Raw genomic sequence first — 21,477 nt, 5'->3', positions numbered from 1 at the left:
GCAGGCGCGGGAGGATGAGGCAAGCAATCGCACGGCGCATTGCCCCAGGTCAGCACGGCGCCATAAACGACGAAGCCGGCACTTGGCCGGCTTCGTCACGAGGCGAAGGACTCAGACACCGAGGTAGTCGAGAATCCCTTCGGCGGCGTTGCGGCCCTCGTAGATGGCGGTGACCACCAGGTCGGAGCCGCGCACCATGTCACCGCCGGCGAACACTTTCGGGTTGCTGGTCTGGTGCTTGAAGGTGGCCTTTTCCGGAGCGACGACACGGCCCTGGGTGTCGATACGGATATCGAACTCCTCGAACCACGGCGCCGGGCTCGGGCGGAAGCCGAAGGCGATCAGCACGGCTTCGGCCGGGATGATCTCCTCGGAGCCCGGGATCGGCTCGGGGCTGCGACGGCCACGGGCATCCGGCTCGCCGAGACGGGTCTCGACCACCTTGACGCCCTCCACCCGGTCTTCGCCAACGATGGCGATGGGCTGGCGGTTGAACAGGAACTTCACGCCCTCTTCCTTGGCGTTCTTCACTTCCTTGCGCGAGCCCGGCATGTTCGCTTCGTCGCGACGGTAGGCACAGGTCACCGCCTTGGCGCCCTGGCGGATCGAGGTGCGGTTGCAGTCCATCGCGGTGTCGCCACCGCCGAGCACCACGACGCGCTTGCCCTTCATGTCGACGAAGTCTTCCGGCGACTTCTCGAAACCGAGGTTGCGGTTGACGTTGGCGATCAGGAAATCCAGAGCATCGTGGACGCCCGGCAGGTCTTCACCAGGGAAGCCGCCTTTCATGTAGGTGTAGGTACCCATGCCCATGAACACGGCATCGTACTCATCCAGTAGCTGCTGCAGGGTGACGTCCTTGCCCACTTCGGTGTTCAGGCGGAACTCGATGCCCATGCCGGTGAACACTTCGCGGCGGTTGCTGAGCACGCTCTTTTCCAGCTTGAACTCGGGGATGCCGAAGGTCAGCAGGCCACCGATTTCCGGGTTCTTGTCGAACACCACCGGGGTCACGCCGTTGCGCACCAGTACATCGGCACAGCCCAGGCCAGCAGGGCCGGCGCCGATCACCGCAACGCGCTTGCCGGTCGGCTTGACCTTGGACATGTCCGGGCGCCAGCCCATGGCGAAAGCGGTATCGGTGATGTACTTCTCCACCGAACCGATGGTCACCGCGCCGAAACCGTCGTTGAGGGTACAGGCGCCCTCGCAGAGACGATCCTGCGGGCATACGCGGCCGCAGACTTCCGGCAGTGTGTTGGTCTGGTGGCTCAGCTCGGCGGCGGCCAGGATGTTGCCTTCGGATACCAGCTTCAACCAGTTGGGGATGAAGTTGTGCACCGGGCACTTCCACTCGCAATACGGGTTGCCGCAACCCAGGCAGCGATGCGCCTGGTCGCTGGCCTGGGCCGGCTTGAAGGTGTCGTAGATCTCGACGAACTCTTTCTTGCGCTGGCGCAGCAGCTTTTTCTTCGGGTCTTTACGCCCGACTTCGATGAACTGGAAGTCGTTATTCAGACGTTCAGCCATGTCATAAACCTCTTAGCAGCAGCGCCGGGCGATACGCCCAAAGCTGCGAGACAATCACGTTGAGCGGCGGCCCTGCTGTCAGGGCACGCCGCTTGAAGCTGCTTATTGCGGGTTGGCGCGGATGCTGGAGAGCAGCGACTTGAGGTTCGCGGCCTTGGGCTTGACCAGCCAGAACTTGCGCAGGTAGTCGTCCAGGTTTTCCAACAGGTTACGGCCCCACTCGCTCGACGTCTCTTCGACGTATTCGACCAGCACGCGCTCCAAGTGGCTACGGTAGGCCTCCATGGACTCGCTGTTGATGCGCTGAATTTCCACCAGCTCATGGTTCACGCGGTCGTAGAAGCTGTTGTCCAGGTCGAGCACATAGGCGAAGCCGCCGGTCATGCCGGAACCGAAGTTGTAGCCGGTCTTGCCCAGCACGCAGACGAAACCGCCAGTCATGTATTCGCAGCAGTGGTCGCCCACCCCCTCGACCACCGCATGGGCGCCGGAGTTGCGCACGGCGAAACGCTCGCCCGCGGTGCCCGCGGCGAACAGCTTGCCGCCCGTGGCGCCGTACAGGCAGGTGTTGCCGATGATGGCGCTGTCCTGAGTGGCGAACGGGCTACCCTTGGGCGGCACGATCACCAGCTTGCCAGCGGTCATGCCCTTGCCGACGTAGTCGTTGGCGTCGCCTTCGAGGTACAGGTTCAGGCCGCCAGCGTTCCACACACCGAAGCTCTGCCCGGCTGTGCCCTTGAAGCGGAAGGTGATCGGCGCCTTGACCATACCCTGGTTGCCATGCACCCGGGCGATCTCCCCAGACACGCGGGCCCCGATGGAACGGTCGCAGTTGCAGATGTCGAGTTCGAACTCGCCGCCAGTGGCGCCATCGATGGCCGACTTGGCCATCGACAGCATTTCTTCGGCCAGCAGACCCTGGTCAAACGGCGGGTTGCGGTCGACTTCGCAGAACTGTGGCTTGTCCGCCGGGATGTGGTCGCTGCCCAGCAACGGGGTCAGATCCAGGTGGTTCTGCTTGGCGCTTTCGCCTGGCAGCACGTCGAGCAGGTCAGTACGCCCGATCAGCTCGCCGAGGCTGCGCACGCCCAGCTTGGCCAGCCACTCGCGGGTTTCCTCGGCCACATAGGTGAAGAAATTCACCACCATGTCGACGGTGCCGATGAAGTGGTCCTTGCGCAGCTTGTCGTTCTGGGTGGCCACGCCGGTGGCGCAGTTGTTCAGGTGGCAGATGCGCAGGTACTTGCAACCCAGGGCGACCATCGGCGCGGTGCCGAAGCCGAAGCTTTCGGCGCCGAGGATAGCGGCCTTGATCACGTCCAGGCCGGTTTTCAGGCCGCCGTCGGTCTGTACCCGTACCTTGCCGCGCAGGTCGTTGCCGCGCAGGGTCTGGTGGGTTTCCGCCAGGCCCAGTTCCCACGGCGCACCGGCGTACTTGATGGAGGTCAGTGGCGACGCGCCAGTACCGCCGTCATAGCCGGAGATGGTGATAAGGTCGGCGTAGGCCTTGGCGACGCCAGCAGCGATGGTGCCGACGCCAGCTTCGGAGACCAGCTTCACCGAGACCAGGGCGCTGGGGTTGACCTGCTTGAGGTCATAGATCAGCTGCGCCAGGTCTTCGATGGAATAGATGTCGTGGTGCGGCGGTGGCGAGATCAGCGTCACGCCCGGCACCGCATAGCGCAGCTTGGCGATCAGGCCATTGACCTTGCCGCCTGGCAACTGACCGCCCTCGCCCGGCTTGGCGCCCTGGGCGACCTTGATCTGCAGCACCTCGGCGTTGACCAGGTATTCCGGGGTCACGCCGAAACGGCCAGTGGCGATCTGTTTGATCTTCGAGCTCTTGATGGTGCCGTAGCGCGCCGGGTCTTCGCCGCCCTCACCGGAGTTGGAGCGCGCGCCCAGGCGGTTCATCGCCTCGGCCAGCGCTTCGTGGGCCTCCGGAGACAGCGCGCCGAGGGAAATACCGGCAGCGTCGAAACGCTTGAAGATCGACTCCAGCGGCTCGACTTCGTCCAGGCTCAGCGGCTGGTCGGCCAGCTTGACCTGCAACAGGTCGCGCAACATCGACACCGGGCGAGTATCCACCAGCGCGGTGTATTCCTTGAATTTCTCGTAGCTGCCCTGTTTCACCGCGGCCTGCAGGGTGTTGACCACATCCGGGTTGTAGGCGTGGTATTCGCCGCCATAGACGAACTTGAGCAAACCGCCCTGCTGGATCGCCTTGCGGTTGTTCCAGGCTTCGCCAGCCAAGGCCTTCTGCTCGGCTTCCAGATCGACGAAACGTGCGCCCTTGAGGCGGCTCGGCACGCCGCGGAAGCACAGGTCGGTGACCTCGTCGGCCAGGCCAACGGCTTCGAACAGCTGGGCGCCGCGGTAGGAGCCGACGGTGGAGATGCCCATCTTCGAGAGAATCTTCAAGAGGCCTTTGGAGATGCCCTTGCGGTAGTACTTGAAGACTTCGTACAGATCGCCCAGCACTTCGCCGGTGCGGATCAGGTCGCCGAGCACTTCGTAGGCCAGGAACGGGTAAACCGCCGAGGCGCCGAAACCGATCAGCACCGCGTAATGGTGCGGGTCACGGGCGGTGGCGGTTTCCACCAGAATGTTGCAGTCGCAACGCAGGCCGGTCTCGGTCAGGCGGTGGTGCACCGCGCCAGTGACCAGTGCGGCGTGGGCCGGCAGCTTGCCCGGCGCGATATGGCGGTCGGTCAGCACCAGCAGCACTTTGCCGGAACGCACGGCTTCTTCGGCCTGATCTGCCATGTTGCGCACGGCCGCTTCCAGGCCGATCGACTCGTCGTAGTTGAGGTCGATGATCTGCCGCTCGAAGCCCGGGCGGTCCAGGTTCATCAGGGTGCGCCACTTGGCCGGAGAGATCACCGGCGAGCTGAGGATGACGCGAATGGCGTGCTCGGGCGATTCCTCGAAGATATTGCGCTCGGCCCCGAGGCAGATCTCCAGCGACATGACGATGGCTTCACGCAGCGGGTCGATCGGCGGGTTGGTGACCTGGGCGAACTGCTGGCGGAAATAGTCGTACGGCGAGCGTACGCGCTGGCTCAGTACCGCCATCGGCGTGTCGTCACCCATGGAGCCGACCGCTTCCTGGCCCTGCTCGGCAAGCGGGCGCAGCACCTGGTCTCGCTCCTCGAAGGTGACCTGGAACATCTTCATGTATTGCTTGAGCTGATCGGCCTCGTAGAAGGCCGAGCCATGGTCGTTGTCTTCCATGGTCGCGCGCACACGCAACGCACTCTTGCGCAGCCACTGCTTGTAGGGGTGACGCGACTTGAGGCGGTTGTCGATGTCGTCGGTGGTCAGCACCTGACCGGTTTCGGTGTCCACGGCGAGGATCTGGCCCGGGCCGACACGGCCTTTGGCGACTACGTCCTCGGGCTGGTAATTCCACACGCCGATTTCCGAAGCCAGGGTGATGTAGCCATTGGTGGTGGTCACCCAGCGCGCCGGGCGCAGGCCGTTGCGGTCGAGCAGGCACACGGCATGGCGACCGTCGGTCAGCACCACGCCGGCCGGACCATCCCAGGGTTCCATGTGCATGGAGTTGTATTCGTAGAACGCGCGCAGGTCGGCGTCCATGGTCTCGACGTTCTGCCAGGCCGGCGGAATGATCATGCGCACGCCGCGGAACAGGTCGATGCCGCCGGTGACCATCAGCTCGAGCATGTTGTCCATGCTCGAGGAGTCGGAACCGACGCGGTTGACCAGCGGGCCGAGTTCGTCGAGGGCCGGGATCTGGCCGTTCTCGAACTTGGTACGGCGCGCCTGGGCCCAGTTGCGGTTGCCGGTGATGGTGTTGATCTCGCCGTTGTGGGCCAGGAAACGGAACGGCTGAGCCAGTGGCCACTTCGGCAGGGTGTTGGTGGAAAAGCGCTGGTGGAACACGCAGATGGCGGTCTGCAGGCGTTCGTCACCCAGGTCCGGGTAGAACTGCTGCAGGTCGGCCGGCATCATCAGGCCTTTGTAGATGATGGTCTTGTGCGAGAAGCTGCAGATGTAGTGCTCGGTGTCGGCGGCATTGGCCACCGAGGAACGGCGACGGGCGCAGAACAGCTTGATGGCGAATTCCTGATCGCTCAGGCCTTCACCGCCGATGAACACCTGCTCGATCTGCGGCAAACGCTCGAGCGCCAGCTGGCCGAGCACGCTGGTATCCAGCGGTACCTTGCGCCAGCCGACCAGGTTCAGGCCCGCGGCCTGGATCTCGCGGTTCATGTTCTCGCGGGCAGCGCTGGCCTTGGCGTCATCCTGATTGAGGAAGACCATGCCAACGGCATATTGCTTGGGCAGTTCGACGCCAAAGGTGTCCTTGGCGATGGCGCGCAGGAACAGATCGGGCTTTTGAATCAGCAAACCGCAACCGTCACCGGTCTTGCCATCGGCGTTGATACCACCGCGGTGGGTCATGCAGGTCAGTGCTTCGATCGCCGTCTGCAACAGGTGATGGCTGGCCTCACCTTGCATGTGGGCGATCAGGCCGAAGCCGCAGTTATCCTTGAACTCATCAGGACGGTACAAACCTGCTTTCATAAGGGACTCTCACCAGACAGCCTTTTTCAGGCGTTTTCTCTAATCCGCGCGCAGGTCTAGACGCCGCGTTGCGCAGGCAAACGGAGGGCATTGTACATAGCGAGATAGACGTCACAAAGAACAATGTGACGAAAAACAGGAATAAAATGTCGCAAAAACGAAAGAGCCCGCTACGTCAGTTTGTGCGTAGCGGGCTCTTTCGATCAGTTGGCCATTTCCTGGGTGACGCTGGCGAAGGTCTTCGGCCACGGCTTGCCGGCCTGAACCTTGGCAGGCAAGGTCTTCACGGCAGCCTGGGCGGCATCGCGGCTGGCAAAGCTACCATAAGTGATGACGAAAAGTGGCTTACCCTGGTGCATCTTCTTGAAGTAGCGGTATTGGGCACCGTTCTGGCTGACGAACGAGCGCGCACTGGCTTCCGTGCTGGTACCCAGCACCTGCAGGGTGTAATGGCTCTTGTTCTGCGCTGCATACCAGGCATTGGCTTGCGAGCCGCCCGCCGTCGCCGGCGCCTGGGTCGCTGGTGCGGGCCGAGTTGCCTGAGCAGGTGGCGTCGCCGGCTTGGCTTGCTCTGCCGGTTTCGGCTGCTGAACGGGCTTGGGTTGTTCAACTGGCTTGGGCTGCGGCGCAGCCGGCGTGGCGACTTGCGGCGCCGGAGCAGGCGTCGGTGCAGGCACGTTCTGCGCGGCAGTCGGCGGCACGGTGACCGGCGCGGTCGGCGTGGACTCCGGCAGCTCCACGTTCGCCTCACCTTCGGTCTCACCCGCGGCCTGGGCCAGCGGCTGACGGATGACCGGCTGGGATTGACCTACCAGGGGCAACGGCAATGGCTGATTGCTGCCGGCGAACTCGATCGGTGGCTTGCCATCAGCGCCCTGCTCGGCACCAGCCGGAGCGCCTGGCGCCGTTTGAGGCGGCGGCGCACTGTCCATGGGCAGTTGAGCCTGGGTCGGAGCCGGTGCATCGGTGGACTCCGAGCGACCTTGCATCAACAGGGCTGCCGCCACGCCGACGGCCACCACGCCAAGCGCCAACAGATGCTTCTTGGGTAGCTTGAAGGCGAAACCACCACCCTTCACCGCGCCACGGCGGGCGGCCATGGCGTCGATCAGCACCTCGCGCGCGACCCGGTTGATCTCACCAGGCCAACCGCCAGAACGCTCGTGAATCAGCTCGACCTGCTCATCGGACAGCAGCTCGATGCCCTGGGCCGCACCATCCAGGCGTACGGCCAGGTACTCACGGGTCTCGTCTTCGCTGTACGGTTCCAGTTCGATGACGTGGAACGACTCTTCGCCGTTGCTCAGGGCATCCAGGCGGGCGATCAGATCGGTGTCGGCGAACAGGAAGACGTGAGGGCGCCCCTCTGCATTGCCCTGGGCCAGTATCAGCAGCTCGTCGATCGCCGCGTCGCTGAGCTCCTCGGCGTCGTCGATCAGCAGGTAGACCTCCTGCCCGGTCAGCGACAGCTGGCCGACCTGACCGAGTAGTGAGGCACGATCGGTCTGCTGCGTATTCAAACCCTGGGCGATGTGGCGCATCAGGGTCGCAGGATCCGCAGCGCCCTGAGCCGAAACCACCACATTGTGCACGGCCTGCTTGTTGGTGCTGGCGACCAGCGCCTGACGCAGCAGGGTCTTGCCGCTGCCCTCTGGGCCGGTGACCACCAGCAGCAACTGGCTATAGCGCGCCAGGTGATGCAGCTGCCCAAGCACCGGCTTGCGTTGCGCCGGGAAGAACTTGAAACCAGGTACCCGCGCCGCGAACGGGTCGTGGGTGAACTGGTAGTGATCGAGAAATGCTTCGTCGGCGTGCAAACTGGTCATTGAATACTCACTGATTGTTAAGCCGGACCACCAGCGCCGGGTAATCGGCGGCCAGGGTGGCACTCAATATGTCTGCCGGGTAATCGCTGGTCACCACCGCCTCGCCCAGCGAGCGCAGCAGCACCAGGCGCAATTGACCATCCAGCACCTTCTTGTCCACGGCCATGTGCGCCAGGAACTGCGCAGGCGTCATATCCTGCGGCGGCACCACAGGCAGGCCGGCAGCCTGGAACAGACGGATACCACGATCGCGCTCGTCCGCATCGATCCAGCCCAGGCGATGAGACATCTCCAGGGCCATCACCGTTCCTGCCGCCACGGCCTCACCATGTAACCAGACGCCATAGCCCATCTGCGTCTCGATGGCGTGACCGAAGGTATGCCCCAGATTCAGGGTGGCGCGCACGCCGGTTTCCTTCTCGTCGGCACCGACCACCCGGGCCTTGGCCGCACAGGAGCGCTCGATGGCCTCGGTCAAGGCGGCCTGATCCAGGCTGCGCAATGCGGCCATGTTCTCCTCGAGCCAGTCGAGAAACGGCGCGTCACAGATCAGCCCGTACTTGATGACTTCGGCCAGGCCCGCCGACAGCTCACGCGGCGGCAGGGTGTCCAAGCTGCGCGTATCGATCAGCACGGCTTGCGGCTGGTAGAACGCACCGACCATGTTCTTGCCCAGCGGATGATTGATACCGGTCTTTCCACCTACGGAGGAATCGACCTGGGACAGCAGCGTAGTCGGCAACTGGATGAAGTTCACGCCACGCTGATAGCAAGCTGCAGCGAAACCGGCCATATCGCCGATCACCCCGCCGCCCAAGGCCAGGACTGTAGTGCGCCGGTCATGGCGCGCGCCGAGCAGGCCATCGAAAATGCTCTGCAGGGTTTCCCAGTTCTTGAACGCCTCGCCATCGGGCAGCACGATCGGGGTGACGCGGTAATCGGCGAGCGTGTCCTGCAGCGCTTGCAGATACAGCGGCGCGATGGTCTCGTTGGTGACGATCGCCACCTGGCGCCCGACGATGTGCGGCGCCAGCAAGTCGGCGCGGCTCAGCAGGCCAGCCCCGATATGAATGGGGTAGCTGCGCTCAGCGAGATCAACATGAAGTGTTTGCATGGAGCCCCCGATTGAAAAAGGGCTCTAGGATAGCGCAGTTCTGCCCTGTCATTAACGGGGCGCCAGCGCTTCCAGCCGCTCGAGAATTTCCTGAACCACCATTCGCGGCGGACGCTCGTCGGTCTCGATGATCACGTCAGCGATTTCCCGATAGAGCGGATCACGGATGGCGAGCAGATCTGCCAGTACCTGCCCCGGATTGGGGGCACGCAGCAAAGGCCGGTTGCGATCACGGGCGGTACGGTCGATCTGCTGCTCCACGGAGGCATGCAGATAGACAACCCGGCCACTGTCGCGCAGTGCCTGGCGGTTCTGTGGTCGCAAAACCGCACCACCGCCAGTAGCCAGCACCAGACCATCGGATTCGCACAACGAACAGATCACCGCCTGCTCGCGCTCGCGGAAACCCTGCTCACCCTCGACATCGAAAATCCAGGGTATATCGGCACCGGTACGCTGTTCGATCTCCTTGTCGGAGTCCTTGAATGGCAACCGCAGCTCTTTGGCAAGCAAACGCCCGATAGTACTTTTTCCAGCACCCATCGGGCCGACAAGGATCAGATTACGCACAAATTACCGACTCACGGCCACCGCAGAGGTGTTCATGATGCGCGGAGTGATGAAAACCAGCAACTCGGTCTTGTTGTCCTGCACGATATCGCGACGGAACAGACGGCCTAGGTAAGGCACGTCTCCGAGGAATGGCACTTTGCTGACCGCCTTACTTTGCGTATTTTCAAATACACCGCCGATGACGATAGTTTCGCCGTCGGCAACCAGAACCTTAGCATTGACCTCATTTTTATTGATCGGCGGTGCCCCGCCATTGATCGCACGCTGATAATCTGCCGAATCCTTAGTAACCCTGACCTCCATGATTATTCGATTGTCCGGGGTAATCTGCGGAGTAACCTCCAAAGAGAGCGCTGCTTCTTTAAAAGAAGTTGATGTTGCACCACTAGAGCTAGCCTCTTGGTAAGGAACCTCTTGCCCCTTGAGGATCTTTGCCGTTTCCTTATCAGAAGTAACAACCTTCGGCTGTGAGACGATTTCACCGTTACCCGAGCTTTCCATAGCCGACAATTGTAGATCTAGTACAACGTTATTACTGAGGAAACCAATACCGATACCAGAGGTACTGCCGGCAACTCCCATATCAACGAAAGGCAGACGCGCGAGCCCGTCATCAAGCGTAAAGTTCTGACCAATCCGATCAGTCCCCACATTTATCCGCTGACCAGTATCTTCGTCGAACGCCTGGACACCATCTTTACCGCTAATATCCCACCCCCCATTTCTAGCACCGCCGCCCCAGCGAACTCCGAGCGCTTTATCGTAGTTGACGTTAGCTTCAACAATACGCGCCTCAATCATTACCTGACGAACCGCTACATCCAACTGGGCTACGATGCGACGCAGCTCATCCAACCGTTCCTGAGTCTGATAAGCAATAATACTATTGGTGCGCTCATCGACAGTGATCGAGCCACGGTCATCAGCCACACCACCGTTTGCACTAGTCACCGACTGGAACAGCTTCGCCATATCAGCTGCCTTGGCATAGTTGACCTGAATCAGCTCACGACGCAATGGGGCCAGCTCGGCAATCTGTTTCTGCGACTCCAGCTCCTGACGCTCACGGGCGGCAATCTCTTCTGCCGGCGCAACCAGCAATACGTTGCCGACCTGACGCTTGTCCAAACCCTTGGTTTTCAGCACCAAATCCAGCGCCTGGTCCCAAGGCACATTCTGCAGGCGCAGGGTGATGTTGCCGGCTACCGTGTCACTGGCGACCAGGTTCAGGTCGGTGAAATCGGCGATCAGCTGCAGCACCGAGCGCACGTCGATATCCTGGAAGTTCAGCGACAGCTTCTCGCCGGTATAGGCGAAACGCTCGGCCTGACGCTTGTCGGCATCTTCCTGGGTCAGCGGCTTGACGCTGAGGGTCAGCTTGTTCTCGGTCTGGTAGGCCAGGTAATCGAAAGCCCCAACAGGCTCGATGACGATGCTGGCGTCATCGCCGGTGCCACTGGCACTGACGAACTGCACCGGGGTCGCGAAGTCCTTGACGTCCAGGCGCACACGCAGGGCTTCAGGCAGCTGGGTGCGGTTGAAATTCAGGATGATCTTGCCGCCACGCTCCTGAATATCAGGGCTGACAGACGCATCGGACAGGTTGATGACAACGTTACCCTCACCCTGCTCGCCGCGCTGGAAGTCGATATTGCTGATCGACTTGTTAACCGCGCCGAATACCTTCGGTGCTGCCGGCGCCGCAACAGGCGTTGCCGCCTGAGCCGGGCGGGCCGCTGCTGGCGCAGGCGCACTCACCGGCGCAGCTGCCGTGGTAGTTGACGAAGTGGCTACGCCGGTACCGACCTGCACGAACAGGTTATTGCCTTCGGTGCGGGTGTTGTAGGGCGACAGATTGGTCAGGTTGATGATCAACCGCGTACGATCCTTGGCCTCGACCACGGTGACGCTGCGCGCGTTACCCATGCCCAGTTCACGGTTCTTCACGCCCAGCTTGTTGGACACCCCTGGCAGGTCCAGCGCGATACGCGCCGGCTGCTCGATGGTATAGCCGCGCGGCGCCGCCACCGGCTCATCGAAGGACAGTTTCAGCTCGACGCGGTCGCCCGGCAGAGCCGCCACGTCCAGCGCCTGCAGGTTGGCGGCCAGAGCGGCAGGAGAGAGCATTGCCACCAGCAGCGAAATGCTTAGGCGAGAGAGAGAGCTGTTCATGCTTGGGTTCCGTTTGGCAGACCGGTTATTTCTGTTCATGGTTCACCTCGCTCCTCAGGAGCGTTCCTTCAGAGTGAGGGTACGAGGACGCTCGAGCCAGCCGCCATCACCGTCCGGGACGATCTCGACCACGTCGATCTTGGCGCTGTCGATGGCGACGATGCGGCCTTCATTGCGTCCCAGGTAATCCCCAACCTTGACGCGATGTACGCCGCCCGCACCGCTCACCAGAGCGAACGAACCATTGTCATTGGCCAGCGTGCCGACCATCTCGAACAGCTCGATATTGAACCCTTCGAGGAACTGCTTCACGCGCGTTTCGTCGGGTTTGATTTCCTTGCTGCCTTTCGCCCGAGCGACCACATCGATCTTCACGGGCGGCTGGAATGGGCTACGCAAAGCGGCAGCACTGTAGGTGAAGCTTTCGTAGGGTTCAGGTTGCGGCAAGGGCTCGATCTGGCCCTTCGGCCGCGCCCGCACTTCATCCATATAGGCCTGCAGGTCGCTGAAGTCACCGCCGCCGCAACCACTCAGGGTCGCCAGCAACAAGCCAGGTACAAGGACACGTTTCATTGGTGTGCCCCCTTGTCGTTGTAGCGATAGGTCTTGGCCAGAACCTTCATGCGCAGCTTGGAGGTACTGCCCTGCTCGGCCGGCACCAACTCGAAATCGTGCAGCGTGACGATTCGCGGCTGGCTGGCGACGCCGCTGACGAAGGTCGCCAGGTCGTGATAGCCGCCGACCACCTGAATCTGGATAGGCAGTTCGATATAGAAAGGCTGCGTGACTTCCGGTAGCAACTTGATCTCCTCGAACTCCAGACCGCTGTCTAGGCCAATACGGGTGATGTCTTCGAGCAGACCCGGCACCTCGGTATCGCTGGGCAGTTGCTTGAGCAGAGCACCGAAGGAAATTTCAGCTTCCTTCATCTGCTCACGGTAGGCCTCGAGGTTAGCCGCCTGGAACGCCTTGGTGGAAAACTGCTCTTTGAGGGATTGCTCGTCCAGACGCTGCTGATCCAGCGTGGCCTGCAGATCCTTCAGGTGGAAGTTGTAGCCGAGCACCAGAACCAGCACGACGGCCAGAATACCGGCGATCACCTTGACCGCAGCGGGCCAGGAGCCGATGTTGTTCAGATCGAGATCGTTGATGTCGACCTTGCGCAGGCTGGCCAGAGAATCATTCAGGCTCATGGCTTGACCTCCGCTTCTTCCTTGACGGGCTTGGATTGCTGCACGGTCAGCTGGAAGGTATTGGCCTGATCCACTGCACCGGCGGTAACCGCCTTGACCTCGGTCAGGTTGGGTGCGGTCAGCCAGTCGGAGGCATCCATATCACGCATCAGTTTGGAAACTCGGCTGTTCGACTCGGCCGCGCCAACGATGGCGATGGTCTTGTCGGTCATTTTCACCCCGGTGAAATACACACCATCAGGCAGCGTTCTTACCAACTGGTCGAACACGTGGCCAATGATCGGGCGGTTGCCCTGCAGGTCCTGAATGATCTTCATCCGCTCCAGCAACTGCTGGCGGCGGGTGCGCAGCTCGCTGATTTCCGCGATGCGGGTGTCGAGCACGGCAATTTCCTTGCGCACGAAGTCGTTACGAGCCTGCTGATTCTCGATCTCACCGTTGAGGTATTGGTCGCCCAGGAAGATCAATGCCGCTGCGGCGACCAGCAGGCCGCCCAGCGACACCAGGAAGCGCTGCTTGCGCTCTTCGCGAAGCTGCTCGCGCCAGGGAAGGAGGTTAATGCGCGCCATCAGTCGAAACTCCTCATCGCCAGGCCGCAGGCAATCATCAGCGCCGGTGCATCACTGGCCAACGCTCCCGCGTTGACCTTGCCGCTCAGGGCCATGTCCGCGAAGGGGTTGGCAACCAGGGTCTGGGTACCGATCTTCTGCTGAATGAGGCGATCGAGATCCGGGATGGAAGCGGTTCCACCAGCCAGCAGAATGTAATCCACATCGTTGTACTGGCCGGCGGCGAAGAAGAACTGCAGCGAGCGGGACACCTGTTGTACCAAGGCGTCCTTGAACGGCTGCAGCACTTCGCTTTCGTAATCGTCGGGCAGGCCGCCCTGTTTCTTGGCAAGCCCGGCCTCATCGACGGAGAGGCCGTAACGACGCTGAATTTCCTCGGTCAGTTGGCGGCCACCGAACAGCTGTTCGCGGGTGTAGATGGTGCGACCATTGTGCAGCACGCTGAGCGTGGTCATGGTCGCGCCGATATCGACGACCGCGACGGTCAGCTCGTCGTGCACGCCGCCGAGTTGCTCGGCCAGCAGGTCATAGGCACGCTCGAGGGCATAGGCCTCGACATCCACTACCTTGGCGGTCAAGCCGGCAAGGGCCAGGGCGGCCTCGCGAACTTCGACGTTTTCCTTGCGGCAAGCTGCAAGCAGCACTTCGACCCGCTCGGGGTTGCGAGGCGAAATGCCCTGAACTTCGAAGTCGATCGCCACCTCTTCAAGAGGGTAAGGAATGTACTGATCGGCCTCGAGCTTGAGCTGGTTCTCCAGCTCGTCGTCCGACAGGCCCGCTTCCATCTCGACGGTCTTGGTGATCACCGCGGAGCCGGCAACGGCCACGGAAACCGAGCGCACGCTGGTCTTGGCCTTGGCGAGAACGCGCGACAGGGCCTGGCCGACACCCTCGAGCTCGGCGATGTTCTTTTCGACCACGGCATTGGCGGGGAGTGGCTCGACAGCGTAGGCCTCTACCTTGTAGCGGCTACCTGAGCGACTCAATTCGAGGAGCTTGACGGAGGTCGAACTTATATCGATCCCCAAAAGCGTATTCGCTTTTTTACTGAAGAGCCCTAGCACGACCGATTTCCTATTCACATCCATAACTTACGGATGATTTATGTTTTTCCACATTAAATAGCAGACTTGACAGAAGCGCAAATGGCTCCCCAGCAAAAAAAACGCTTATAATGTGATCAGCTTTTGCCTTTTCATTTTGTCTTCCGCTTAACTCATTCTTTTATCTGGAAATCCAAAAATCTTGATGCGTTTGCTGAAGTTTTTCTGCTGGTCCGTCATCGCCGTTTTTTGTGCGCTGGTACTCGCCGTCAGTGGTGCCTTCCTCTACCTGAGCCCGACCCTACCCTCTGTCGATGCCTTGCGCAGTATAGAGCTGCAGATCCCGCTTCGCGTGTACAGCAGCGACGGAAAACTCATCGCCGAATTCGGGGAGATGCGCCGCTCGCCCATCGCCTTCGCCGACATACCGCCCGACTTCACCAGCGCGTTGCTGGCTGCCGAAGACGATAACTTCGCAAACCATTATGGCGTTGATCTTACGAGCCTGATGCGCGCTGCCACGCAATTATTGAAAACAGGTCAAATTCAATCCGGCGGCAGCACCATCACCATGCAGGTGGCGAAGAACTTCTTCCTCACCAGCGAGCGCAGCTTCTCGCGCAAGATCACCGAGATTCTGCTCGCCCTGCAAATCGAGCGCGAGCTGAGCAAGAACGAAATCCTCGAGCTGTACGTCAACAAGATCTACCTGGGTCACCGCGCCTACGGCATCGAGGCCGCCGCCCAAGTCTATTACGGCAAATCCATCCGAGACTTGAGCCTCTCGCAGCTTGCGACGATAGCCGGTCTTCCCAAAGCACCTTCGGCCTTCAACCCGCTGACCAACCCGACCCGAGCCAAAGAGCGCCGCGACTGGATTCTCGGCCGCATGTATCGCCTGGGCCGTATCGACCAGGCGCGCTACGAAACCGCCCTGGCCGAGCCGGTGGACGCCAGCTATCACGTGCCCACACCCGAAGTACCCGCACCCTACGTGGCCGAGATGGCCCGCGCCGAAATGGTCGGCCGCTACGGCAGCGACGCCTACACCCAGGGTTTCAACGTCACCACCACGGTACCCAGCGACCTGCAGGTCATGGCCAACAAGGCCCTGCGCGATGGCCTGATCGAATACGACCAACGCCACGGCTATCGCGGCCCGGAAAGCCGCCTGCCCGGCATGACCCGGGAAACCTGGCAGACCGAACTGAGCAAGCAAGGCCTGCGCGGCGGCCTGGAGCCGGCGATCGTCACCCAGGTCGAGAAGAGCGGCATTCTGGTGCTGACCCGTCGCGGCGACGAAGAAGCGGTGTCGTGGGACAGCATGAAATGGGCCCGCCCGTTCCTCAATACCAACAGCCTGGGGCCGCGTCCGCAGCAACCGGCGGACGTAGCGCAGATCGGTGACCTGATCCGCGTGCAGCGCCAGGACGATGGCAGCCTGCGCTTCGCGCAACTGCCCAGTGCGCAAAGTGCCCTGGTCTCGCTCGACCCGCAGAACGGCGCCATCCGCGCCCTGGTCGGCGGCTTCTCCTTCGAGCAGAGCAACTACAACCGTGCCGTACAGGCCAAGCGCCAGCCCGGCTCGAGCTTCAAGCCCTTCATCTACAGTGCCGCGCTCGACAACGGCTACACCGCCTCCAGCCTGGTCAACGACGCGCCGATCGTGTTCGTCGATGACTACATGGACCAGGTCTGGCGACCGAAGAACGACACCAACACCTTCCTTGGCCCCATCCGCCTGCGTGAAGCGCTGTACAAGTCGCGCAACCTGGTATCGATCCGCCTGCTGCAGGCCATGGGCATCGAGAACACGCTGAACTACATCGAGCGCTTCGGCTTCAATCGCCAGGACCTGCCCCGCAACTTGTCCCTGGCACTCGGCACCGCCAACCTGACGCCGATGGAAATCGCCACCGGCTGGACGGCCTTCGCCAACGGCGGCCACAAGGTTCAGCCTTACCTGATCCAGCGTATCGACAACCGCCATGGCGACCCACTGTTCATCGCCAATCCGCCGACCGTGCCCAACGCAGCCAAGCCAGAGGTACCGCCGCCGGTCAACGAGGAAGGCGTGATGAGCACCGCCGAGGCGGCGCCCGAGCAACTGCCGGATGCGCCGGAGCCGGCCGCCGCCGAGCGTATCCTCGATGAGCGCACCGCCTACATCATGACCAGCATGCTGCAGGATGTGATCAAGCGCGGCACCGGGCGCCGGGCCATGGCCCTGGGCCGCACCGATCTGGCTGGCAAGACTGGTACCACCAACGAATCCAAGGACAGCTGGTTCTCCGGCTACAACGCCGATTTCGTGACCACCGTATGGGCCGGTTTCGATCAGCCGGAAAGCCTCGGCCGCCATGAATACGGTGGCACCGTTGCCCTGCCGATCTGGATGAACTACATGGGCGCCGCACTCAAGGACAAGCCCAGCCATACCCCCGCCGAGCCGGATGGCATTCTCACCCTGCGCGTCGATCCACGCAGCGGCCGTGCTGCAGCCCCAGGAACGCCAGACGCGTATTTCGAACTGTTCAAGAGCGAAGACTCACCGCCGCCGATGAACGAATTCGACCCAGGCATGGGCGCACCGAACAGCCCGCTGCCCGCAGACGAGAGCGCACCGATCGATCTGTTCTAAGCCCCGTTCATAATCTTTCAGCCCAGGCTCGTCGATTTTGACTGCAAAGTGGCGGGAGCGGCCGTTATCCGATCCATCGTGGGAGCCGCGACCTCGCGGCGAATCGCTCAGGCACCGCCGAAATAGGCAGTCAGGCTGCAATCGTTTCGCCCCGAGGTCGGGGCTCCCACAGGTTGGCTTGAGTGTCTGCTCCTGCCTTGTAGCTGTCGCTTCATGCGCATAAAGATCGTGAACAGGCTCTAGCCGGCGATACCCTGCAGCACGCATCAACAGCTCGAAACGCGCCCAATAAAAAACCCGCCGAAGCGGGTTTTCATTGCCGGCTGAACGACTCAGCCCTTGAACACGTCGTTGACCGATTGCAGCGGGTAGTGCTTCGGATACGGCAGGGTCGCCACGCCGCTCTCGATGGCCGCCTTGGCAACGGCATCGCACACCACGTTGATCAGGCGAGCATCCATCGGCTTCGGAATGATGTACTCGCGGCCGAACTCCAGCTTGATACCGCCGTAGGCGTCGCATACGTCCTGGGGAACCGGCAGCTTGGCCAGCTCGCGCAGGGCGTTGGCCGCAGCGATCTTCATTTCTTCGTTGATGCGGGTCGCGCGAACGTCCAGCGCACCACGGAAGATGAACGGGAAGCCCAATACGTTGTTGACCTGGTTCGGGTAGTCGGAACGACCGGTGGCCATGATCACGTCGTTGCGGGTGGCGTGGGCCAGCTCCGGCTTGATTTCCGGATCCGGGTTCGAACAGGCGAACACGATCGGGTTCGGCGCCATCAGCTTGAGGCCTTCGGCGCTCAGCAGATCCGGGCCGGACAGGCCGACGAATACGTCAGCGCCGGTCAGCGCGTCATCCAGGGTGCGCTTGTCGGTTTCGGTGGCGAATACCGCCTTGTACTGGTTCAGGTCATCGCGGCCAGCGTGGATCACGCCTTTGCGGTCGATCATGTAGATGTTCTCGACCTTGGCGCCCATGCTCACCAGCAGCTTCATGCAGGAGATGGCTGCAGCGCCGGCACCCAGGCAGACGATCTTGGCTTGCGGCAGGGTCTTGCCGGCGATTTCCAGGGCGTTGAGCATGCCGGCTGCGGTGACGATCGCGGTACCGTGCTGGTCATCGTGGAAAACAGGGATGTCGCACTGCTCGATCAGGGCGCGCTCGATTTCGAAGCATTCGGGCGCCTTGATGTCTTCCAGGTTGATGCCACCGAAGGTGATGGAGATGCGCTTGACGGTGTCGATGAAGGCCTGCGGGCTTTCGGCATCGACTTCGATGTCGAACACGTCGACGCCGGCAAAGCGCTTGAACAGCACGCCTTTGCCTTCCATGACCGGCTTGGAGGCCAGCGGGCCGAGGTCGCCCAAGCCGAGGATCGCGGTGCCGTCGGAAATAACTGCCACCAGGTTGCCTTTGCCGGTGTAACGGTAGGCGAGCTCCGGATCGCGAGCGATCTCGCGCACTGGCTCGGCAACACCCGGGCTGTAGGCCAGCGACAGGTCACGGGCAGTGGCGGTGGGCTTGGTGAGCTCGACGCTCAACTTACCCGGACGGGGCTTCTCATGGTATTCGAGAGCGGCAGTTTTCAGATCAGACATAGTGGCATTTCCGCTTTTTTGGGCTATTGACTGGCAGGCGGCCGAGGATACGCAATCTGCGGGGGCCTGCACAAGACTATGCAGTCAGCCTGCAAACGTGCCTCAGCGAACCGTTTTGAACCAATCACCGGGGCGAGGCTCGCCCTGTGGATAAAGATTGTTGAGCAGTCGCAGCGTCGCCTCGGCGTCATCCGGCAAGCCGCTGGCAGCCGCCAGCGACCGGACGCTCTGCCCTGCCGCCACGCGAACCAGTTGCAACCTCAGCGGCTCGGCCAGCTTGCGCTCGGCCGCCTGCAGCGGTCGGAAACTGCCGATGGCGGCGAGCATCTGGGCATCTTCCGTGGCGCTGGCGGCGCGACCCTTGACCGCACCGACGAACAGGTAGGCTTTGTCGCCTTTGAGAATCGCCGCCACCCGGCGCGGTACGTTGCCCTCGATCAGTCCGGTATAACCCTGCAGCCCGGCCTGCTGCAGCGCCTCGCCACCAAGCAGGCGCCGACCGCCGATGCGCTGCTTGAGCAGGGTTGCGGCGTCGAGACCGCGCGGGTTGTCTTCCAGGGTCATGGCAACGAGCACCTGCTTGTCCGGCGATTGGCCGACCAGCTGCTGCGGCTGGTTGACGATGCTCCAGCCCTTGGAGAATGCCAGGGTGAAATCGAGGTCACGGTGATAGAAGCGCTCGCCGCGACGAATACCGCTCTCGGCCGAATCACCGAACGGCAGACCCTGCAAGCGCTGTAGAAATGCGTCGCGGTTGACCACCTGCTGCCCGCCTACCAGGGCTCGGGCCGGGCCGATCACCTGCTGAAGGCGACGGTCGTTATCCGGGTGAGTGTCGAAAAGGCCATGGTAGCTGCCGACCGGCTGTTGCTCACCGCGCGCAGCGGCCTGGTCACGGGCGAAGTCTTCCTGCAATTTGAGCACCTCGACCACCTCGATCATCGCCTGCGGGTCGTAACCACCGCGAGCCAGATACTGGGCGCCAAGGCCATCGGCCTCCAGCTCCATGTCGCGACCGTAACCGCGCACCACGGCATTGCCCAGCACACCCGTCACGTCGGCGGCGGCCCCGACGCCGGTGCCCATGGCCACCGCCTGGCCGAGAATTCCCCAGGCGGTCGACTGGCTTTGCTGGCGCACGCCGTGGCGGGCGGTCACGTGGCCGACCTCATGACCGAGCACGGCCGCCAGCTCGGCCTCTGAACTCAGGTAAGCCATCAGCCCGCGATGGATATAGATGTAGCCGCCCGGCAGGGCGAAGGCGTTGATGTCCGGGCTGTCGATCACGGTGAAGTGATAATCCAGCTGACCGCGGTGACTGTGCCGCGCCACGCGCTCGCCGACTTGCTGCACGTAGGCCTGCAGGGCTTCATCGGGGTAGCGCGGGTATTGCTTGAGTATCTGCTGATGGGCATCACGGCCGATGGACAGCTCCTGGGCCTCGCTCATCATCACGAAGTCGGTGCGCCCGGTGGCCGGATTCACCGCACAGCCCGCCAGGGTCGCCAGCATCAGAACCAACAAACACAACCTCATCGCAGCACCTCCAGCATGGCGCCATGGGTCAGGGGCAACATCCAGCGGGCCTGGCCAGCCTTGAGGCCGCCGCCGCGGGAGCGGTCGATCATCCAGCCCCGCGCCTCGATCCGCTTGCCTTGAAGATCGCGCAGATCCGCCGCGGCGAAGGTATCCAGCACCTGCGGCGCAATACGCAGCACCACCGAATTGCCCAGCTCGATCCAGACGCCACCACGATTGCGCTCGACACGCTGCACTTGCCCTTCGAGCAGCACGAAACCACCGCTGCGTACCGCGCGGGCCGGCAGCGGTCGAAGCTGCGCCCAGAGGCCGGCCCGAGCACCACGTGCCTGACGCTCGGCCTCACGATGACAGACGACCAACGCCACATTCGGCGTGATCGCCACCAGTTGGCCAAGCCCTTCGGAGAGCAGTTGCGCTTCCAGATTGTTGCCAGCGCCATCGTAGAGATGGGCCAGGGTACGGCCGTAGCGATCCTGTTTCTGCTCGCCCACCTGCACGCCCACCCTCCCGCCATTGGCAGCCACCAGCTCGGCAAGCCGCTCACGGGCAGTTTCGGCGAATGGCTCGGCCGGCCGGCCCTTGCGCGCCAGCTCGGGGGCATTGAGGCCGATCAGGCGGACGTTGCGGCCATCGGCTAGGCGCACCGTATCACCATCGACCACACGCTGCACCTTGACCTGCGGCAACTTGCCGGGCGCTGGGCACAGCGCGTGGGCAGGCAGGCAAAAGACAGAAACGAAAAAGGCGCCCACCAGGGACGCCTTTTTCAATGATGCGAAAACAGCCATGTGGGCCTCTTTCGCTGCTCGGTCGCTTACTTGGCGCCGAACACACCGAAACGCTGTTTGAAGCGATCGATACGGCCGCCGGTGTCCAGCACCTTCTGCTTGCCGGTGTAGAACGGGTGGCACTCGGAGCAGACGTCCAGGCTCAGGGGCTTGCCCAGAGTGGAGCGGGTCTTGATGACGTTACCGCAGCTGCAGGTGGCGTCGATGGCGACGTATTCCGGATGGATATCGGCTTTCATGATTCTTCCTCAGGTTTTGTGCCGCCACCCGACACTATTGTCAGGTACCGCACTTAGGTTGGCCGCGGATCATACCAGAGCCGGCCCATGATGCA

15 protein-coding genes are annotated in these 21,477 nt (G+C 62.3%); 1 reads left to right on the top strand and 14 read right to left on the bottom strand.

From position 1 onward, the window contains the following. Window positions 1–111 precede the first annotated feature (111 nt). The 10 genes from BVH01_RS01235 to BVH01_RS01190 all read right to left on the bottom strand — a co-directional run bounded on the left by BVH01_RS01235 (window position 112) and on the right by BVH01_RS01190 (window position 14,592). On the bottom strand, window positions 112–1,530 hold the full coding sequence (locus tag BVH01_RS01235) for an FAD-dependent oxidoreductase (RefSeq protein ID WP_075928593.1): 1,419 nt from the start codon (window positions 1,528–1,530) through the stop codon (window positions 112–114). A gap of 102 nt (window positions 1,531–1,632) precedes the next feature. Beyond that, the gene (gene gltB, locus BVH01_RS01230) at window positions 1,633–6,081 is read right to left on the bottom strand and encodes a glutamate synthase large subunit (RefSeq protein ID WP_075928592.1); all 4,449 of its coding nucleotides are present in this window, start codon (window positions 6,079–6,081) and stop codon (window positions 1,633–1,635) included. Window positions 6,082–6,284: 203 nt separating this feature from the next. Next, entirely contained in the window at window positions 6,285–7,907 is a 1,623-nt protein-coding gene (locus BVH01_RS01225; protein WP_075928591.1) for an AAA family ATPase, read from the bottom strand. Window positions 7,908–7,914: 7 nt separating this feature from the next. Then, a complete protein-coding gene (gene aroB, locus BVH01_RS01220; protein WP_075928590.1) occupies window positions 7,915–9,021 on the bottom strand; it encodes a 3-dehydroquinate synthase in 1,107 nt (368 codons plus the stop codon). Between the two features lie 51 nt (window positions 9,022–9,072). Continuing rightward, the gene (gene aroK / locus BVH01_RS01215) at window positions 9,073–9,591 is read right to left on the bottom strand and encodes a shikimate kinase AroK (RefSeq protein WP_075928589.1); all 519 of its coding nucleotides are present in this window, start codon (window positions 9,589–9,591) and stop codon (window positions 9,073–9,075) included. Window positions 9,592–9,594: 3 nt separating this feature from the next. Beyond that, window positions 9,595–11,766 (bottom strand): type IV pilus secretin PilQ, encoded by a 2,172-nt coding sequence (gene pilQ / locus BVH01_RS01210; RefSeq protein ID WP_075928588.1) that lies wholly within the window; start codon window positions 11,764–11,766, stop codon window positions 9,595–9,597. A 54-nt stretch (window positions 11,767–11,820) separates the two neighbouring features. After that, on the bottom strand, window positions 11,821–12,339 hold the full coding sequence (gene pilP, locus BVH01_RS01205; RefSeq protein WP_075928587.1) for a type 4a pilus biogenesis lipoprotein PilP: 519 nt from the start codon (window positions 12,337–12,339) through the stop codon (window positions 11,821–11,823). Then, on the bottom strand, window positions 12,336–12,959 hold the full coding sequence (gene pilO, locus BVH01_RS01200) for a type 4a pilus biogenesis protein PilO (protein ID WP_075928586.1): 624 nt from the start codon (window positions 12,957–12,959) through the stop codon (window positions 12,336–12,338). Before pilO ends, pilP begins: the two co-directional genes overlap by 4 nt. Next, window positions 12,956–13,528: a PilN domain-containing protein gene (locus BVH01_RS01195; protein ID WP_075928585.1), complete on the bottom strand. Its 573-nt coding sequence runs from the start codon at window positions 13,526–13,528 to the stop codon at window positions 12,956–12,958. Before BVH01_RS01195 ends, pilO begins: the two co-directional genes overlap by 4 nt. Next, the gene (locus BVH01_RS01190) at window positions 13,528–14,592 is read right to left on the bottom strand and encodes a pilus assembly protein PilM (RefSeq protein WP_075928584.1); all 1,065 of its coding nucleotides are present in this window, start codon (window positions 14,590–14,592) and stop codon (window positions 13,528–13,530) included. Before BVH01_RS01190 ends, BVH01_RS01195 begins: the two co-directional genes overlap by 1 nt. A gap of 181 nt (window positions 14,593–14,773) precedes the next feature. Between BVH01_RS01190 and BVH01_RS01185 the strand changes: the two genes are divergently transcribed. After that, window positions 14,774–17,212: a penicillin-binding protein 1A gene (locus BVH01_RS01185; RefSeq protein ID WP_075928583.1), complete on the top strand. Its 2,439-nt coding sequence runs from the start codon at window positions 14,774–14,776 to the stop codon at window positions 17,210–17,212. A gap of 332 nt (window positions 17,213–17,544) precedes the next feature. On the opposite strand, the gene BVH01_RS01180 is transcribed toward BVH01_RS01185, so the two are convergent. The 4 genes from BVH01_RS01180 to rpmE form a co-directional block, all read right to left on the bottom strand. Further along, a complete protein-coding gene (locus BVH01_RS01180; protein ID WP_075928582.1) occupies window positions 17,545–18,813 on the bottom strand; it encodes a malic enzyme-like NAD(P)-binding protein in 1,269 nt (422 codons plus the stop codon). Window positions 18,814–18,915: 102 nt separating this feature from the next. Beyond that, window positions 18,916–20,349 carry a M48 family metalloprotease gene (locus BVH01_RS01175; protein WP_075928581.1) on the bottom strand — a complete coding sequence of 478 codons (1,434 nt, stop codon included), beginning with the start codon at window positions 20,347–20,349 and terminating at the stop codon, window positions 18,916–18,918. Beyond that, window positions 20,346–21,143, bottom strand: coding sequence for a thermonuclease family protein (locus BVH01_RS01170; protein WP_075928580.1), 798 nt, complete (start codon window positions 21,141–21,143; stop codon window positions 20,346–20,348). Before BVH01_RS01170 ends, BVH01_RS01175 begins: the two co-directional genes overlap by 4 nt. Before the next feature lie 26 nt (window positions 21,144–21,169). Continuing rightward, complete coding sequence (gene rpmE / locus BVH01_RS01165; RefSeq protein WP_070885964.1) at window positions 21,170–21,382, bottom strand: 50S ribosomal protein L31; 213 nt, start codon at window positions 21,380–21,382, stop codon at window positions 21,170–21,172. Window positions 21,383–21,477 lie beyond the last annotated feature (95 nt).

Source organism: Pseudomonas sp. PA1(2017) (genome assembly GCF_001945375.1).
Classification (GTDB): Bacteria; Pseudomonadota; Gammaproteobacteria; order Pseudomonadales; family Pseudomonadaceae; genus Aquipseudomonas.
Note: the sequence above shows the minus strand (reverse complement) of the source record. Positions and strands in the feature narration are given on the sequence as shown.

Coding starts and splice junctions, on each gene's coding strand:
- pilO (WP_075928586.1), bottom strand. CDS start 12,959: ATGAGCCTGAATGATTCTCTGGCCAGCCTGCGCAAGGTCGACATCAAC.
- pilQ (WP_075928588.1), bottom strand. CDS start 11,766: ATGAACAGCTCTCTCTCTCGCCTAAGCATTTCGCTGCTGGTGGCAATG.
- BVH01_RS01225 (WP_075928591.1), bottom strand. CDS start 7,907: ATGACCAGTTTGCACGCCGACGAAGCATTTCTCGATCACTACCAGTTC.
- pilP (WP_075928587.1), bottom strand. CDS start 12,339: ATGAAACGTGTCCTTGTACCTGGCTTGTTGCTGGCGACCCTGAGTGGT.
- gltB (WP_075928592.1), bottom strand. CDS start 6,081: ATGAAAGCAGGTTTGTACCGTCCTGATGAGTTCAAGGATAACTGCGGC.
- BVH01_RS01195 (WP_075928585.1), bottom strand. CDS start 13,528: ATGGCGCGCATTAACCTCCTTCCCTGGCGCGAGCAGCTTCGCGAAGAG.
- BVH01_RS01170 (WP_075928580.1), bottom strand. CDS start 21,143: ATGGCTGTTTTCGCATCATTGAAAAAGGCGTCCCTGGTGGGCGCCTTT.
- rpmE (WP_070885964.1), bottom strand. CDS start 21,382: ATGAAAGCCGATATCCATCCGGAATACGTCGCCATCGACGCCACCTGC.
- BVH01_RS01180 (WP_075928582.1), bottom strand. CDS start 18,813: ATGTCTGATCTGAAAACTGCCGCTCTCGAATACCATGAGAAGCCCCGT.
- BVH01_RS01175 (WP_075928581.1), bottom strand. CDS start 20,349: ATGAGGTTGTGTTTGTTGGTTCTGATGCTGGCGACCCTGGCGGGCTGT.
- aroB (WP_075928590.1), bottom strand. CDS start 9,021: ATGCAAACACTTCATGTTGATCTCGCTGAGCGCAGCTACCCCATTCAT.
- BVH01_RS01235 (WP_075928593.1), bottom strand. CDS start 1,530: ATGGCTGAACGTCTGAATAACGACTTCCAGTTCATCGAAGTCGGGCGT.